Genomic DNA, 14,780 nt, shown 5'->3' with positions numbered 1-14,780 from the left:
TTGGATCAAGAAAAAGCCCGGCAAACCGGGCTTTTTCTTGGGTCTCTGAAACCGCATCAATCGGTTCGAAACGGGAATTTGGTGCCCAGAAGAGGACTCGCACGTCTAAATCTGCTGGCACCGTAACCTGCTGATTTTGCTAATCAACTTAGCCACAGTCAATGACTCGACTATCACAGAGTCTGTTACAGGCCAAGCGTTGGCATTTCGAATGGCCGAATAGAACGATCACTCTTCAAAGCCGGTCGATTCTGCCTTGAACTTAAGCTGCTTCGCGTTGTCGCGGACGACGCTCACCTCGCTGTCAGGAAACCCCCCAGGCGCTTCTGCCGCAATCTCCAGGGTGAGCTTGACCTTCGCCCCTTGCGTCCGCTGCAGTTCCATCACGACGGCGTTGAGGATCGTGTCGAAGGACTTTACGGGCCGCACCATGTCAATCTCGACAGAGCCATAGAAGCGGGCCGGCTGGCGCGAACCGGGAGCGGGCGGAGGCGTTTCAGGTCCGCCGATGCCGGGTGCGATTGTGGTGGTCGGGCCACTGGTGGTCAGTCCAACAGTCGTCGGACCAGGCCCGCTTACCGCCTTTTGAGCCTGTGCTGCCGCTACGTCCTTTCTGACAATCACTGCACCGGGTGAAAAGCTCGTTGGCGCCAGCTTTGCATAAACCGGCCCGACGTATTGCCCCGTCGCCTCGTCATATCCGTCGGCATAGCCGAAGAGCGGATCGGCGCTCGAAACACCTTCGGCGATCGCGCTTTCGAGCACGGCCGGATCGCGCAGCTTCGGCAGGTAAACATAGGACGCAAACCATTCACGCAGGTCGGCGATCGCAAGATGCGCCTTGTCGACCGGCCATAGGCTGTCCAGCTTCGCCATGAGCATCTTCGGGCCGAGCGTGTCCTTGACGATGCTGTCTCCGCGCGGCGAGATCTTTTCGTAGATCGACGCGGCGATTGACGGGCGATCCTTCGCCATCAGCGTCGTCTGCTCGATTTCGAACGGCCTGCCGTCGAGCTTGGCCTCATCCTTTTCGGCGTAGAGGATATGCGTCCAGGCCGAACGCACAGCTTTTTCCGCGGCCTCTTGATGCGACTTCGCCTTCTCCTTCACGTCGGCGGCCTGCGCCTGCGTCAACTGCCCCTGTATGGTCCTGTCGTTGTTGATGGACGCCCAGGCCAGCGCCTTGCGCACCACTTCCCGCGCGGTCGCGAGCAACGCCTCGTCTGGTGCCGCAAAGATCAGCGTGTTCCGATAGCGCCGCTGGGAGGTCCGGCAGCGTGTCAGCGCATCGGTTGCGGCATCGATCGCGGGCGAACTCTTTGCGGCCCTCGTGTGCGTGGACGCGGGACCGAGGAGGACGAGCGAGAGGGCAGCGGCTTCGTCGACGGTGGCCGGATCGTCAGGCGCCGCATGCACGCGCGCGAAATTGGCCTTGCTGCCGGCCTCGGTGATCAGGACGCGAAGGATCTCGGCGTCGACTTCATGGGCTGGCAAGGCGGTGGCGCGTTCATCGGCGAGCCGGTTCAGGGTCGGTTGGGTGGAAAACCAATAACGGCCTGCTTCCTCGTACAGGTAGGTGGCGCGCTCGTGCAACTCACGAAGCGCCTCGCCGAATATGGCGATCTGGTCGCCGGGTTCGGCGGCGGCAAGGCGGATCGCCTGACCGCTGAGTCCGGCATGTGGCTGACCGACCGTGGGTGCGGAGCAGAGGAAGATCGAGCGCGTGGTCCGCGTCGCGGCCCGAGCTTGCGACAGGCGCCGTGACGGATTGGCTTCCATCCGGGCGGGCAGCGATCCTTCGCCGTCGACCTCGCTGTCGACGACAGCCGAATAGGCGGGGTCCAGCGGGTAGATCACACTCGCCTTGACGCGCTCGTCGGCGATCGGCACGCGCCCCGGCAGGATCAACGGGTCGCGCGCCCTCGCCTGCCACAGCACGCTGACGACGTTCGCCATGAACCGCAGCACGCCGCGGGTGCGCTGGAAATTCGGCAGGGTGGACCAATCCTTCGACAGACGCTCGAAGAGTTCAGGGTGGATCGGATACGAAAGGCGCAGCAACTCCGCATAGCGCGCTTCCTTGGTATGGGCCGGGAACTCCGCAGCGTTCTTCCTATAAAAATCGTGGAACGCCTTGACAGTCTCGTCGCGGGCCTTCTCGCCCTCCGCGTCGAGTTGCTGGAACAGACGGCGGCGGACGATCTCGTATGTTTCGTTGCCGTGCGCGGCGAGCCAGGGCGAGCCGGTGCGGCCAAATACCTTTTCGAGCCGCTGCAGCGCAGCGACGCCCTTTTCGCCGCCGGCCTCCAGCTTGCTTTCCGGCAGCGAGCCAACAAGCAAGACGTTGGAAAGCATTTTGACGGCTTCGGTCAGCGACTGGATGAACGACAGGAAGGCCTCGAACCGTTCGTCGGGAAGCTGGCGGGCAAACGCCACGACCTCGTCGAGCAGGATCACGCTCGGCCCAGCTTTGCGAAAGACCTCGACCATGAGTTCCGAGCCCGGATTGGTGCCGGCGGCCTCCGCCTCGCGCACGAGTTCCAAACCGTCCTTGCCCGCCAACCGCCAGGCGATATACCCCCAAAGCGTGCGCACCTTTGGACCGTCCCGCAGCACCAAAGCGGAATCGACGCCCTTGGCGGTGCCGACGAAAATAGCCGTTTTCACCGGCTTCCAGTCATCGATGCCGAGCGTGTCCGCGATGTCCGAGACGCCCGCGAGCACGGCAGGATCGGTGGCATTGGCGAGGTGATAGAGCGCAAGCATCGTATGCGTCTTGCCGCCGCCGAACGAGGTCTGAAGCCCCAGCACCGGGTCGCCGCCCCTGCCCGTGAGACGTTCGAGCGCGGTACGAAGTACCCGCTGCAGGCCCTCGGTCAGGAAGGTGATGCGAAAGAAGTTTTCGGGCGTGGCGTAGTCGTCGCTCGCCTGGCCCATATAGACCGCGGCGAGGTCAGCGGCGAACTCCGATTGCTTGTAGCGGTTGGCGAGCACGTCCGGATGTGGAAAGGCAATTTCGATCCAGGGCCGCAATGCGCCTGCCGGCGTCTCAGCATCGTCCAGGCCGAGCGACAACGTGCCGGGTTTTTCCGGCACCGGCGCCGGCGTGGCCGGTGCGATGCCTGCATCCACTTTGGCAACGTCGTCACGGCGCTGCTCGCCATAGAGTTTTTCGATCTCTTCTATGTCCTTCTTCGGCCCCTTCACCGCGCGGGCAAGACAGACCATAGCATCGAGGTAGCGCAGCGCCTCGGCGTCGGTCAGCGGCAGCGCCAGATGCGAGGTGGCGTTGCGGGCATCGAAGGCGGTCGAGAGAAAATTGCGGACCTTGAATTTCTCGTTGCGCGCAAAGGCGTCGTCGAAGACGTCGCGCCACTGGTCGATCATGGTTTTGAGTAGGCCGTAGCCGTCCAGCGGGTCGAGCGGGCCCGATCCCTGCGCGCGGCTGGCGAACATGATCCAGCGCTTGCCGAGCTTGGCTTCCATGCGCTCGGCGATAAAGGGTTGAATTGCCTTTTGCAGATGGAACAGCCCGTCCTGAACGCGCCTCAGCGTCTCTTTTTCCTTAGTCATGCCCGCGTCTCCTAGCCAAATGCGTTCAGCCGAACAAATCCCCTGTCGTCGCAGTTCTCAGTTCGTCGGAGATGTTCGCCGAACGGTCGAGAAGATGCGGCCACTCTTCAGCCAACTGGTTGTAGACGAGCGCTTCGGCGGCCCAACCCCTGTCCGTAGCTATCCTGAACAGCCGGTCGAGCAAAGCGCGGGCATCAGCAGCTTTCGGTCCCATTTCGGCGATCAGATGCGCGGTGGCCTGGGCGCCGCCTGCCGGGTCGTTCAATGCGCGGGCGACATGCTGCACGCACTCCCAGACCGTCAGCGTCCTGTCGCTGGACGGCGACCAGGCGGCCGAAAGCTCCTCGCGCGGCCGCAACGCCGCTTTGCCCTTCAGATCCTTGAAAACATCGGAGCCAAACAGCGAATTGATCGACGTGTTCTTGGCCGTCGCCAGGCCGATCAGTTCGCCCGAGGCTCGTGCGTCGAAACCGTAGGAGCCGAACCAGGTGAGCGCAACCTGGGTCTCGGGGTCAAAACTGGCGACGATCTCGTTGTCGATCTCTTCCCAGACGCGATTGATGACCGAAAGCGCGGTCTTGACCGGCATGACACTGTCGTCGTCCTCCAGCACTTCCTTAAAGCGCGTGAAGACGCCCATGCCGGGGCCGATCACCGATTGTTGCATGTCGACTGGCCCGACCCCGGCGACGCGGATTTTCGCGATCGCGGCGGGCAGATCGCGTTTCAGCATGCGGATGAACTCGGCGCGGGTGGCGACGCCGGCGGCAGATGACTGCTTGCGGCAGACAAGGACAACGGAGGAGGCGAGAGCATTCATTCCCGCCTTGAGAGCATTAGTTGCCTCGGTTCTCACCGGCCAGGTTCCGTCCACGGCCAGCCCTGCGTCTACAACAGCCTGCAAGAAGGAAGCCCATCCTGCCGACGTAATACCCTCCTCCGCCGCTTCGGACTGCTTGAAGGCATAGTAAACCGTCAGCGGCTCGCTATCCGTCGCGGCCTTGCGCATTGCAATCAACGCTTCGCCCATACCCTTCATAAAGAAGGCTTCTGCCTCGGCCTTTCCGTCATGGCGGTATGGGGTCGCAATAAGTTCCTCGTCCTTGGGCGTAGTAAGGCGGCGGAAGAGATCGGGCCACACTCTTGCAAGTGATCGCTTGAGCCAGACATAGAAAAAGTCGGAGAGGTCGGCATAGCCAATGTTATCGTAGTAAGGCGGATCGGTTGAGATAACGACGGGTCGGTCAGAGAAATTATTCTTTTGCGCGGCCAAGTTCTTGATTGAGCCAACCGACCCAAAACCAAGATTTTGCAAGTTCTCGGCGACTGAGACAGCCGTGCCCGCAATATCCCCGCCTGCTCCCGCCAAAGGGTTGGTTTCAGCAAACGACCATTGCATTGGAAGCGCTTGACGGCCCATTGCTCCGGCCAAGCGCCCCATACCAGTCTCCCAGATAGCAAGGGAACAGGACCGCGTTGAGGATTTGCTCACCGCAAACGCTAGATACGTCGCCATGGCGTCCGCATAGGCGGTTGCGCCCGTACTGCCCGAATGTAGCGGCGCATCGTCCTCCGCAAGATCGGCATCGCGGGCATCGGCCAGCACCTTCTCCCGCGCCTCGGAAACCAGATCGGAAAACGTCGTCAGGGCCACAAGCTGGCGCGGGGTGAAGAGCGATGCGAAGGTCCGCATCCCGTAGTTCGGCGTCTTGAAGTCGCGGGGGTTATTCGGCAACTCGCCGTCCGGCTCCCATTGAGGTCTTGCCTTCTCAGCCGCCGTGACTTGCGCCTCCGTCGGGCTAAGATAGACGCGCGCCCTCTGGCCTTCGGCGACTACAGCCATAAGCCTGACGCCGAGCCCGTTCGTCTGCCCTTGTTCGCGAACATAGCTGAATGACATTGAAGAGCCGGAGAGGATGCAGGTTCCGCCCTCGCTGCGGCCAATAGTGCCTTTCTTCAGTCGATCTTCATCCGACTTGGAGAGCTTCCCTGTCTTCACCTCGAATCGCCAGCCGTCTGGCGGCGCGGCGGCGTCGATCACCGGCTCGACCCAAGCCTTCCGGCCCTCCTTGGTGGACAGCATGAAGGAGGAGACGAGCGGAACCATCGCGCCCTTCGCGGCCGGGTCGGGCGAGCGAACTGTGCGCGCCCACAGCCAAGCGATGACAGTCGCTTCCGATCCGTCTTCCAGCTTTACTTTCGGGTAGAGATGGCCGATGCGCTTCTCCGCCTCGTCGCGCATCCATTGGCCGTAGTAGCGCACGTCCTCGGCGAGCCCCTGCGCTCCCTTGCCGTTCCAGCGGCCACCGCGCTTCAGTTCAGCTTTCGCCTTCGGATTCACCGGCGGCCGCCCACCAAATTTCGGCGGAATCTCGACCAGCGCCTTGCCGATCAGCACCGCGACCGGATTGAGGTCGGAGCCATAGGCGCGCAAGCCAAGCCGCTGTGCTTCGAGCGGGATCGAGCCGCCGCCGGAAAACGGATCATAGACCGGCGGCGCCTTGGTCTGGAGATAGTCGAGGATCGCCTTGCCGTCACCCTTGGCAGGAGGTTCTTCGTCTAGGCCCCATGCGACCGAACGTGCGATCTCGAAACGCGCCGCATCCAAGATCGTCTCGTCGTTCGAGGCTTCCCACGGCACCATGTCCTCGATCACCTTGTGCAGCCGCCTGCGCTCGGCCTCCTGCATCTCTTCGGTCGGAAACCGGTCCGGCCAGGAGGACGGGTCATCGACGAGTTGCGCAAACAGCACCGCCCGGCAAGCGGCCAGCGGCCGCCTTGCCCACCATAGATGCAACGTCGAGGGATGGCCGTGACGGATCGATTTCTCCCTTGCAGACGCCTTGTTGATGGCCTCCAGGGGGATCGAGACTTCGATAAGCTTTTTGCGGGGCATCGCCACGGTGGGGTCAGGCATCTTCGACCTTTGCGATTTCATATCTGTATGGCTCGACCCTGGCGATCCGAACCGCGTCGCCGTCCTTCATCCCGGTGCGGGCAAAGAAATCCGCCACCGGAGAACGCGCTCGCAAGATCCGCTTGGTTCCATCAATGTCGGTCTCGACCCTCTGGCCGGGGACGAACGCTATTGAGATCGTCCGCTTGGCGAGTTCGGACTTGTTGCTGCCGCCGATCGCATCCTTCGGAAAGAAATCGAGCGGCAGGTAGAGGTGGTTGTTGCGGAGATTGCCACCGGTCACGCGGACCAGACGCACGGAGCCTGTCTGCCCGCGGTCGAGGTGAGGACGCAATTGCGGGCGTGGAGCTCTCGCGGCCACGGGATGCTGGGCGGCAATAACGGACAGGGTGGAGGCGGCAGGTTTGTCAGCCGCGTCATCAGGCCGGATCGCCGCAACCACGTCATCCCTCAGATTTACCCAGATGACCGCGCCATAAGGGTGCTTGTAGGGAACTGGCTTCGGCAGCGCCTGCGCATTGCTCAGCACCCACGGTGTCCGCCAACCGTCATCGAATGCGATCTCCTGTCGAGCAAGGGGGATGCGGTGGTGTTGCTCGGCCGCAGCGTAGGCATCTCGCGTTTCGATGGAGGGCAGCGAACCTGCCACTTCAGCCGTTCCAACCACCGCCCCACTGCCCTTCCTGATAAGGGCAACCGGCCCGCGGTGATGGCAGGCTGTTTTTCGCATCTCCCAGATCTTCTCACCCTTGAGGATGAGGCCGATCCACGGCTCGTCTATGATCAGTCCCTTCAAGTGCTCCCCCTGCAATTTCCACGAAGGCTTAGAGAGCCTCGCACCCAAAGTCCAACGGCCTCCGAAGCATTCCACTTAGCCAGGCACTGACCCAAGGCTGATCAAATCCGCGATGTCGAACACCACGGCCGTTTCTGCAAAGCCCATTTCTCGTTTGAAAAATTGCCGCACATAGATGGGGTCACGCGCAAAGCCATCTTCGATTTGCACGATCGCCAGAATGAATGCCTCGGGGGCATTGAGCGAAGACAGTATCTCGTTCTTGGTCAAGATCACGTCACGGCCTTCTGCATGTCGGCCCTTCACCTCAATGAAGCGGAGGTGGGCGGCTCGTGGATCGCGACTTTCGATGTCATAGCCCTTCTTTTCTGCGGATACGTCGCGCGGTTCATTGCCGAGCATTCGCTCAGCTGCCATCACCGCTCCCATCGCGAGCTTTTCGATCACCGCACGGGCGACTGGGTCTTCCGCAAAACCGTCGGGCTTCGCCTCAGTTGTGGGAGTTACGCTCGTTCTCGCCTTCAAAAGGCCAACTGGGATCACCAGCGCGGCTCCCTTTAGGACGGGCGGTAGCGCCGAGATCTGGCGCTCGCGTTCGAGCTCCGACTGCCGACGGTGCAATCGTTCGACCAGGCGCGCCGCCGTCGCTTCAGCGTTCTGGGCGTTGATGCGCTGTTCCTTGCCCGCGCGCTCCTCTTCCCGAAGCCGTGCGGCGCGGGCATCCCAGTAATTGATCTCGCGGTTGAGCCTTGCGCGCACCTCGCGCTCGACCTTGTCGATCTCGGCGATCCGGCGCGTCCGCACTTCATTCAAATGCTGCGGCACCAGCGCGCGCACGGCATAGCCGAGCGCCCGCGTCTCGACATCTCCCGACAGCCAAGGGGCCGAAATCACGTCGGCGAGGGTCGCACGTTCCTCGGCCGTAATCGGCCGGCAATCGAGATACGGCGCCGGGCCGCCATCGGTCGCATCACCGTCTTCCTTCAGGGAAAGGAATTGTAGGCGCTGGGAAATCGTGCGCGGTTCGCCAGAGCGGCCCGAGCGGGCATCGCGGACCGCGTGTTCGAGATAAACGAGAAGTCGTGGCTGTTCGCCTTCGTCCGCCTCGTCCACCAGCACGCCGCCCTGCGACAGAAGTGGCTGGAACCGTTCAAGGATAACATCGACCAGCGCTTCCAGAAGCGGGTGACCGGGCGCCACGAGTTCGGCCTGCGGCTGACCGACGATCAGGGACTTCTCGAAGGTGATGCGGGCGTATCGATCAAGCACCGGATCAGACCTGCCGATCAGCCGGTCGCGCTCCTTTAGAATCGAGGGAACGCGCAGGATTTCGAATCGGCCCTTCTCGCGCTCGGCGATGCGCCCACCGAGCAGCGTGAAGGCCTCGCGGAAGAACGCGCCGATGAAATGCGGTTGCAGGCGGCGTGCAGCCGCCCGCTCCATCTGTTCGCGTATTTCGGCGACTGAGTTGGGGCTCATGCCCTCGGACGTGAGTTTCCGTTCGGCCACGAGCCTCTCGATGGTGTCGACATCGACTGCACCGTCGACCTTGCGGAAAAGCTCGGCCTTCGTCTCCGGGCGGTCGCCGTAGCGGATTGCGTCGACCAGGAGATCACGCAGGGCGTGGCCTTCGAACAGTTCGCCGAGGACGTCGTAGACCTTGCCGCCGAGCGCGGCGCGGGCCTCTTCCAGCTTCTCAAGCAGGCGGCGATAGACTTCGCCCTCGCGTGTGTTCGCCGCACATAGGTTCCAGAGGTGGCAAACCTCGGTCTGCCCAATGCGGTGGATGCGGCCGAAGCGTTGTTCGAGGCGGTTCGGGTTCCAAGGTAGGTCGTAGTTGACCATCAGATGCGCGCCGCGCTGAAGGTTCACGCCTTCGCCGGCAGCATCGTTCGCGATCATCACGCGTACGCGCGGATCGGAATTGAAGGCGGCGATGGCGCCGCGCCGCGCTTCACGCGCGATGCCGCCGTGGATGACGACCACAGCCGACGGGTCGCCCACGAGCGCGCCGATTTTCTGTTGCAGATATTCCAGCGTGTCCTTCGGCTCGGTGAAGATCAGCACCTTGCGGCGCAGGCCAGTCGTCGCATCAAGCATCAGCGGCTCGTCAAGGATGGATTCAAGTTCGCGCCATTTGGCGTCCTGGCCGGAAAGCTTCAGTCGAAGAGCGCGGTCTTCGAGATCCTTGAGGATCAGGATTTCGGCTTCGAGTTCCGCGAGCGTGGCGGCGGCCGTCGCCTGATCGATGATCTGTTCCTCGGCCTCTTCCGCCTCCGCGCCCGGAACCTCGTCGATGTCGTCCGGATCATAGCTGGGCAGCACTGGCGCATGGGTCAACGGTGCCGAACCGGTCTGACGCATCACTCTTTCTTCGCGCAGGCGGTCTTCCAAGCGCTTCCGGCGGCGTTCCAGCGAGCGGTGGATTGCGGCCGGAGACGAAGCCAGGCGGCGCTGAAGGATCTGCAAGGCGAAGCCAACGTTTGATCGACGCTTGTCGTCGCCCGTTCGATCCGCGCGGTTCATTTCTTCGCGCACATAGGTTGTTACGGCCTGATAGAGATCGGCTTCGACTGGCGATAAAGCGAAGCTCGCTGTATAGGCCCTGCGTTCAGGAAAGAGTGGTGTTCCATCGAAGCGATAGAGTTCTTCCTTCGTCAGGCGCCGCATCATGTCGGATACGTCGGCCTTGTGAACACCTTCACGGAAGCGGCCCTCGAAGCGGTCGGCATCGAGCAATCCCATGAATAACTGGAAGTCGGCCTCTTTGCCATTATGCGGCGTTGCCGACATCAGAAGGAGGTTCCGCGTGCGCGTCCCCAGCAGCTTGCCGAGCTTGTGGCGCTGGGTTTCCTTCACTTCACCGCCGAAATAGGACGCGGCCATGCGATGCGCCTCATCGCAAATGATCAGATCCCAATCGCCTGCGGCTTCGAGCTTAGCCTTCAGTTTGTCGGATCGGGCCGCCATATCCAGACGAACGATAAGGCGATGCTTTTCGACGAACGGATTGCCGGTGACGGAGGCTTCGATCTGATCGCGGGTGAGGAGATCGAAATGCAGCCCGAACTTTTCGGCCATTTCCTCCTGCCATTGCTCGACAAGGCTTCCGGGCGCGACGATGAGGCAACGTTCAAGGTCACCTCGAATCAAAAGCTCTTTGATCAGGAGCCCAGCCATGATCGTCTTGCCTGCGCCCGGATCGTCAGCAAGCAGAAAACGAAGCGGCTGTCGGGGCAGCATTTCGCCGTAGACGGCAGTTATCTGGTGAGGAAGCGCCTCGATCTGTGAAGCGCTGACCGCCAGATAAGGATCGAAGAGATGGGCAAGTCGAATGCGATACGCTTCGGACGCCAAGCGCAACAGGCCACCGTCCGCGTCGAACGCGTAAGCACGGCCAGCGGTTATGAATTCAAAGCCTGTTTCTTCGCCACGGTAGACGAGTCTCTCTGCGACTTTCCCACCAACCCGGAAAACCAGATTAAGGGCATCGGTTCCGAATTTGGAAACAGAAACAACCTCCGCAATACCTGCGGCATCGAGACCTTTGATTCGCGCTCCGGGCTTGATTTCTTCGAACGTGTTCATGCGACCTGCCTTTACAGGATAGATCAACGAAGTGTGCAAAAAACGCAATCAGGTCACCATCGGTGTTCTCGCGCCGAGGCAAGGGCCGAACCGAACTGGCGTCAGAAGCCTTGTATGCCGAACCGAACTAAACTGGGGAAAAAGAGAACAAGGGTGGCTTGTCGACGACAATGCGCCAGGAGCGGCCATCGCCGACCCACTACTCAGACGTCGCATTTTTTGGGCCGGTAGCTGCCAGTGCGCTATCGGATAGCATTTAGCAGAAGCTGCCTTCCGATTGCGACCTCATCCCGGACGCTATGCGGACGCTTTGCGCCAAAAGAAGATATCAAGCCCGCCAAGCCGGTTGAGAGCTTTCCAGTAGAATTACGGCTCAACAGTTTGGAAAGGGAAGACTTCACCTGTAAGTTCCGCCCGTCAAAACTTAAAATGGCAAATGATTCGCACAATGCACGTGGTCGCAGACACCCTCGATGACCTGCTACGGAAAGTCTACCGACGGCTCGTGCGAAAGAACGATGTGGTGTCGCCTAGCAAGGGGCAGACGGTCGAGGAATTCGGCAACCTCCTGACACTCAAGAATCCGCTCGCCCGGCTGAGTCGAACCGAAACCAAAGGGACCGTCTTCAGCTGCCTCGGAGAGTTTCTCTGGTACATGTCCGGGTCGAATTCGCTCGAGGTCATTGAGTACTATATCAAGGAGTATGGGAAATATTCTGACGACGGTCTGACGATATTCGGGGCCTATGGGCCACGGCTGTTCAACAAGGGCGGCATCGATCAGCTGGCGTACGTGCTGGCCAGGCTAGAATCTATACCGGCTTCCCGAAAGGCGGTCATCCAGCTCTTCGATGCAGGCGACGTTGTAGAGCACCACGAAGACGTTCCCTGCACTTGCACGCTTCAATTCGTAGCTCGATCCAACAAGCTTCATTTGAATGTGAACATGCGGTCCAATGACGCCTTCAAGGGGCTGCCGCACGATGTCTTTTCTTTCACCATGCTTCAGGAAGTAGTGGCTCGGACACTCGGTCTGGGACTGGGCCACTATCATCATTCCGTCGGTAGCCTGCATCTGTATACGGACGATCTTTCGAGGGTCGAGCAATTCCTGTCGGAGGGCTTGCAGGACGACGTGCCGATGCCGTCCATGCCGCAGGGCGATCCGGCGGCGGGTCTGTCCGCTCTCAAGGACGCCGAAAAGGTCATTCGCACTACAAAGACGATACCGGTCGTGACACCGGGAATTCCGGCATACTGGCACGATCTCATCAGGCTGTTAGCGATATTCGGGTCGTCTTCACCGCGAGAGATAGTCAAACTTAAAAACGAGATGTCGTCGAAGACCTTCGAGAATTTCATCCGCAAACGGCATCTACAACGGATTCAAGCTACCGACCTGCCTCTTTTCGACAGGATAATGGAGGAACTGAATGCAGGGTCTTCACCGTGACCGGATCGACCAGATTCAGACTGCGATAGCGAAGTTCAGCGCCGAAGTGTTCCCGTTGATGGGCGTAGTCGGCGCGGCCGAGAGGCGTGCCTGTGCAGAACAGTTGGTGTCGAGCATGAGGCGCGTTGACTACATCAGGGGCCTTGCCGCTCGTGACATGGACGCTCGGCGTGCTGATCCCTCGCACGATCTATTCGACCCATTGATGGCCGCCGCGTTGGCTGTTAAGCGCGGGAATGTGGACGAGGCCTGGTGGTTGACGTTCCTCGGCACGCATTTCGGAAAGCATATCGAAGACGGCTGGCGACTGACGCGCGACTTCTATGGAGCGTTCGGCACGCGCCCTTCTTGGACGTGGCCGGAAGCCTCACGACACCCAGCCCAGCTGAATTCCTGGCTTGACGAACAGTGGCCCGCACTCGTCAATGATGGCGTCCTTCGCCGGTTCAGCAATCATCGGAAATACGAGAGCAAGTCTCCGGCGCAGATGAAAAGCGTCTTGGGTTCCTACATAGAGTTCGTCACCACGCATGGAGATCATAGGAGACTCATGCAAGATGTCCACAGGACCGTGGGCCAGAAGCCGTCCGAAGGTTTCCACGAGCTCTATCGAAGGATGGCCGCCGTCAAGCGTTTCGGTCGGCTTGGCACCTTCGATTTCCTTGCGATGCTCGGAAAACTGGGCATCGCACCGATCGAGCCGGACGCAGCCTATCTCACGGAAGCCACCGGTCCGTTGAAGGGGGCCAAGCTGCTCGTGTTGGGCGATGCGGAAGCCAAGGCCGATCCACGACAGCTCGAGGAGATTCTTGATAGACTGGACGCCGAGCTCAAGGTCGGCAAGCAAGTCTTGGAGGACGCACTGTGCAACTGGCAGAAAACACCGGACCGTTTCGTCTTGTTCAGGGGGTGATGCTGGGCGTGCCCGAAACCACGCTTGGGTCGCGAGACAACTCTTTCCAATCGTAGCGACGCTTCAGGAAATTCAGGCGGTTTTCCGCGAGAAGCTTCCGATGCTGCATCTGCCCGACCACAATTCCAGGGGAGGTTCCGGCCCTGAACGCAAACCGGATGACATCGCGTTGGTACGGTTTCACCCTCGGAAGTTCCTCGGCTAACTGTTCGGGAATAAGCATGCGCTCCGAAAACCGGTTGGCCTCCACCTCTTCCGACTCCATGATGCCGGAACCGTTTTCGAGAAAGAGATGGTTCTCTCCGTGCAGAACCAAATGGCCCGATTCATGGAAGAAAGTGAACCAGAAGTGATCGTCGGAGAGGTGACGGAAACTCAGTTGTATGACCGCGCGGTCGCCGGACAGTATCCTGGCCGCGCCGCTGGCCCGGCACCCCTGAGGTGCCCGGGCAACTACGACCGCCACCCCGACCCCCGCGCATATTGCCCTCAACCGTGGCAGGAACTGGCCCGGCGAATTTTGCCTCATCAATGGCCGGATTTCCGAGAGAGCTTCCTTAAAGGCAGCGGGCTTCCATGGAGCGCACAGCATGTCCGCAGCCTCTCGCTCTCCCTGCCTCAGCCAGGCCAGGGTGGACAAGGTATTTTCCGTGAATGAGGAGCTCTTCCGAAACCCCACTGAATTCATGACGCCGTGATAACGCGCCTTCCATTCCGAAAAATCGCGCAGGCCAAAGAACGACAACGCGTTGGTCAGCATTTCTTCCTTCGATGCTGTTTTTCGTATCCAGCCGGCTGTCATCATGTCCTTCAAGGGCAGCTCCCTCAACCAGACAAGTGCGTCGTCGAAATCCGAGGCAGAATTTTTCGCTCCGGATTTCCGGAAATCGCTTTCACGGTTCAACCAGAAGGAAACCGAGGCCCCGAGATTTTCGGCCAGAGCTTCGGCAAGTGATTGGTCAATAAGTCTATCGCCGCGCCGCAGGGCCGCGGCAAAGCCCGCGGTCTCGCCAACCATGTCTTCGAATTCGGCTTCATCGATACCGCGAAGGCGAAGGACGTCAGCGATGGTGTCCCATGGCGACGATGACCAATCCGGGTTTGGAGCACCGGTCATTCGGTTGCCATTCTGGAAATCTCCAAGACCTTCACGCGCACCACCTTTCCCCAATCTATCTTGCCGGAAGCTGTTGTCGGATTCTGGATATGGTTGCCGACCAAGATCAACTCGAACCCGTTGGCGAGAGACACATGCATCGCTTCATAGCCTCCATCACCGACCACGCGTGTGCCCACAAGTAGGTCCAACGCGGTTTCAGCAGCTCGAACATCGGCGATACGCTTGTTGAGTTCATGCGCTACGTCGGGCCCCAGCACAGCAAGAGCGCGTCCACGCTTGATGCAAATCGTACGCAACTGTTCGTCTTCGAACGCGAGGTCCACTGGGCCTACCGTGAGCCAAGCGGCTCGGTCGTTGCTGATTCGGCCAACAATAGCGGCATGGATATAGGATCACTAGATCACACCATGAGACGCGCAC

8 protein-coding genes are annotated in these 14,780 nt (G+C 60.6%); 2 read left to right on the top strand and 6 right to left on the bottom strand.

Annotation, left to right across the window (positions count from 1 at the left end; translation table 11 throughout):
* Window positions 1–228: 228 nt before the first annotated feature.
* From NKI47_RS16975 to NKI47_RS16960, 4 genes are all read right to left on the bottom strand, one after another.
* Window positions 229–3,573 carry a DUF499 family protein gene (locus NKI47_RS16975; protein WP_352591838.1) on the bottom strand — a complete coding sequence of 1,115 codons (3,345 nt, stop codon included), beginning with the start codon at window positions 3,571–3,573 and terminating at the stop codon, window positions 229–231.
* A 25-nt stretch (window positions 3,574–3,598) separates the two neighbouring features.
* Window positions 3,599–6,490, bottom strand: coding sequence for a DUF1156 domain-containing protein (locus tag NKI47_RS16970; protein WP_502898041.1), 2,892 nt, complete (start codon window positions 6,488–6,490; stop codon window positions 3,599–3,601).
* The gene (locus NKI47_RS16965; RefSeq protein ID WP_352591835.1) at window positions 6,483–7,286 is read right to left on the bottom strand and encodes an ASCH domain-containing protein; all 804 of its coding nucleotides are present in this window, start codon (window positions 7,284–7,286) and stop codon (window positions 6,483–6,485) included. Before NKI47_RS16965 ends, NKI47_RS16970 begins: the two co-directional genes overlap by 8 nt.
* Before the next feature lie 75 nt (window positions 7,287–7,361).
* A complete protein-coding gene (locus NKI47_RS16960) occupies window positions 7,362–10,874 on the bottom strand; it encodes a helicase-related protein (protein ID WP_352591832.1) in 3,513 nt (1,170 codons plus the stop codon).
* 448 nt (window positions 10,875–11,322) lie between these two features.
* Between NKI47_RS16960 and NKI47_RS16955 the strand changes: the two genes are divergently transcribed.
* Entirely contained in the window at window positions 11,323–12,327 is a 1,005-nt protein-coding gene (locus NKI47_RS16955; protein WP_352591829.1) for a thymidylate synthase, read from the top strand.
* Window positions 12,308–13,240, top strand: coding sequence for an alpha-glutamyl/putrescinyl thymine pyrophosphorylase clade 3 protein (locus NKI47_RS16950; RefSeq protein WP_352591826.1), 933 nt, complete (start codon window positions 12,308–12,310; stop codon window positions 13,238–13,240). Before NKI47_RS16955 ends, NKI47_RS16950 begins: the two co-directional genes overlap by 20 nt.
* Here the strand turns inward: NKI47_RS16950 and NKI47_RS16945 are convergent.
* Entirely contained in the window at window positions 13,230–14,357 is a 1,128-nt protein-coding gene (locus NKI47_RS16945) for an ImmA/IrrE family metallo-endopeptidase (protein WP_352591823.1), read from the bottom strand. The genes NKI47_RS16950 and NKI47_RS16945 overlap by 11 nt on opposite strands.
* Window positions 14,354–14,683: a hypothetical protein gene (locus NKI47_RS16940; RefSeq protein ID WP_352591820.1), complete on the bottom strand. Its 330-nt coding sequence runs from the start codon at window positions 14,681–14,683 to the stop codon at window positions 14,354–14,356. Before NKI47_RS16940 ends, NKI47_RS16945 begins: the two co-directional genes overlap by 4 nt.
* Window positions 14,684–14,780: the final 97 nt, after the last annotated feature.

It is taken from the genome of Mesorhizobium sp. M0633, from assembly GCF_040320645.1.
Classification (GTDB): Bacteria; Pseudomonadota; Alphaproteobacteria; order Rhizobiales; family Rhizobiaceae; genus Mesorhizobium.
This window is presented reverse-complemented; position numbering and strand designations above follow the sequence as displayed.